This is a genomic window from Pseudomonas duriflava (assembly GCF_007830155.1).
Classification (GTDB): Bacteria; Pseudomonadota; Gammaproteobacteria; order Pseudomonadales; family Pseudomonadaceae; genus Chryseomonas; species Chryseomonas duriflava.
In genome coordinates this window covers 1-1,612 of the sequence record NZ_VLKY01000059.1, presented here as the reverse complement: position 1 = coordinate 1,612, position 1,612 = coordinate 1, and the positions used below count along the sequence as shown (strand labels likewise).

The 1,612-nt window shown below is 51.4% G+C and carries 4 protein-coding genes; 2 read left to right on the top strand and 2 right to left on the bottom strand.

The window, feature by feature from the left end; translation table 11 throughout:
- Positions 1-224: 224 nt before the first annotated feature.
- On the bottom strand, positions 225-455 hold the full coding sequence (locus IQ22_RS23050) for a hypothetical protein (RefSeq protein WP_145146123.1): 231 nt from the start codon (positions 453-455) through the stop codon (positions 225-227).
- Positions 456-647: 192 nt separating this feature from the next.
- Here IQ22_RS23050 and IQ22_RS23045 point away from each other — a divergent pair, with 192 nt between their 5' ends.
- Positions 648-884 carry a hypothetical protein gene (locus IQ22_RS23045; RefSeq protein WP_145146122.1) on the top strand — a complete coding sequence of 79 codons (237 nt, stop codon included), beginning with the start codon at positions 648-650 and terminating at the stop codon, positions 882-884.
- Between the two features lie 138 nt (positions 885-1,022).
- Entirely contained in the window at positions 1,023-1,178 is a 156-nt protein-coding gene (locus IQ22_RS23290; RefSeq protein ID WP_158635491.1) for a hypothetical protein, read from the top strand.
- 123 nt (positions 1,179-1,301) lie between these two features.
- Here the strand turns inward: IQ22_RS23290 and IQ22_RS23040 are convergent.
- Positions 1,302-1,612: RES family NAD+ phosphorylase (locus IQ22_RS23040; RefSeq protein WP_244309430.1), on the bottom strand; the 311-nt coding region annotated here is incomplete at its 5' end.

The following is a 1,612-nucleotide window of genomic DNA, read 5'->3' as shown; positions in this document are numbered from 1 at the left end:
AGTACCGCTCACCTCGGGAGTTCAGGCGGTTGGCTACAACATCAACTTAACGGGATTGTGGTGTCCGGTTTGATAGGGGCAAGTCCACCTGCTTAATGGAGATCCTGCTGTTGGAGCTTTTCAGAATGGTATCGGCCTGAGAAGAACTCTTCGCCTGCGCAAGCAGTTCCGGGTCGGCCTTGCTGATTTATCCGTTCCCCTTTTATCGAGCTACTGAAATACTCTTAATGCAGGGTACCTGGCACAACCGGAGCAACCAGAATTTCTGGCACGCCTTCCCCAGTCGTGGAAAGCTTTTGTACGCGTACAGCGCCGTTTTGCAGAGAGATCTGGTAAACCGTGCCGTCAGAGGTTTTGGCCATAGCCGCATGGCCTGCCTGCAAGGCCCCTTGAAGGCGGCGGTGGCCACTAATCACATGCAGTCCTACCGCCTCGATCTGGTCAAAGATATCCATCCTGTCCTACCTGTATTAGCCTAAAAATAAGTCACCAGGGAAGGAAGAGCCGATCAGGCTCTACCTTACTGTGCATTCTGATCATTGCACGAAAAGTCCTGTATGCAGCGTATTGAGTAAGCATGGGAGCATAGGCCCTTTATACTGGTTTCAGGCCTCCAGGACAGCGACAGAACAGGACAGGACAAAGTAATGAGCCAGGACAAAGACGAGCTGATCGCCAGGATCGAAGCGCAGATCAATCACGAAACGCGCTGGCTCAGACGCATTCCTCTCTTGATAGGAATACTGGCCGCTGCAGTAGTCTGCTTTGGCTACGCCGTGGGCTACTGGAAGGTAATGGTCATGGCGCTTTTCATCCTTACCATCGGCATCACTGCACAGGCTGTACTCTGGTTTCGACTGTGGGATTTGAACAAGCGCCAGTAGAATAAGATATAGAGAATATACATCCTGATTTCCCGAAAATAGCCGCTTGTTAGTAGCCAATTTATTGGCCTGAGCGGACTTGCATCACCGGATTTGGAGGGCAAGGTGGAGTTATCGAACAACGGCCGGGAGGCCTCGATGACTGCCTTTCCTCTCAAACAAAACGCCTTTGTCTTCCCTCAAATTGAGGTAGATATTCAGCCGCCCGAGCGCTCTCTGGGTCAGCAGATCAAGTGCGTTGTGCAAGGCGTCATCGCACGGGTCGAGCAGGGTTGGCCTCCGGTCGTAGCATGAAGCGGTGGCAAGGACTCCAGTGTCACCCCACGCATCGTCTCTAATTGGCACGGATCTGGCTATCACGATGTGTTTAGGTCCTCTCAGAATCAACATAGAACAAGCGATAACCATTATGGTCATTTAGGCATTGACGAGGCGAGTATCCAGGCCGAAACGTTTCTGACTGATCAGCCGATACTTACCCTTAGCCAGCTCACAGCTAATCAGTAAATTCCAGGAATAGCGCGTAACAGCCGAAGGAATAAGCAGAAACGGATGTTCTGCTAAATACGTATCTGCAAACCTTTGCTGGTTCGGTGATGAGGTAGCAGGCGTGAGCCAGTTGGGATTGGGCACATCACCGGCCTGTACGACCTTGATAAGGCTCTTATCAAGCACCTCAAAGCAGGTAAGGACATAAGGGATAGTATCGAGCACGTCAAAACCGGAAT

Excerpts from the sequence above, each read along its gene's own strand:
- IQ22_RS23050 (WP_145146123.1), bottom strand. The coding sequence starts at position 455 with ATGGATATCTTTGACCAGATCGAGGCGGTAGGACTGCATGTGATTAGT.
- IQ22_RS23045 (WP_145146122.1), top strand. The coding sequence starts at position 648 with ATGAGCCAGGACAAAGACGAGCTGATCGCCAGGATCGAAGCGCAGATC.
- IQ22_RS23290 (WP_158635491.1), top strand. The coding sequence starts at position 1,023 with ATGACTGCCTTTCCTCTCAAACAAAACGCCTTTGTCTTCCCTCAAATT.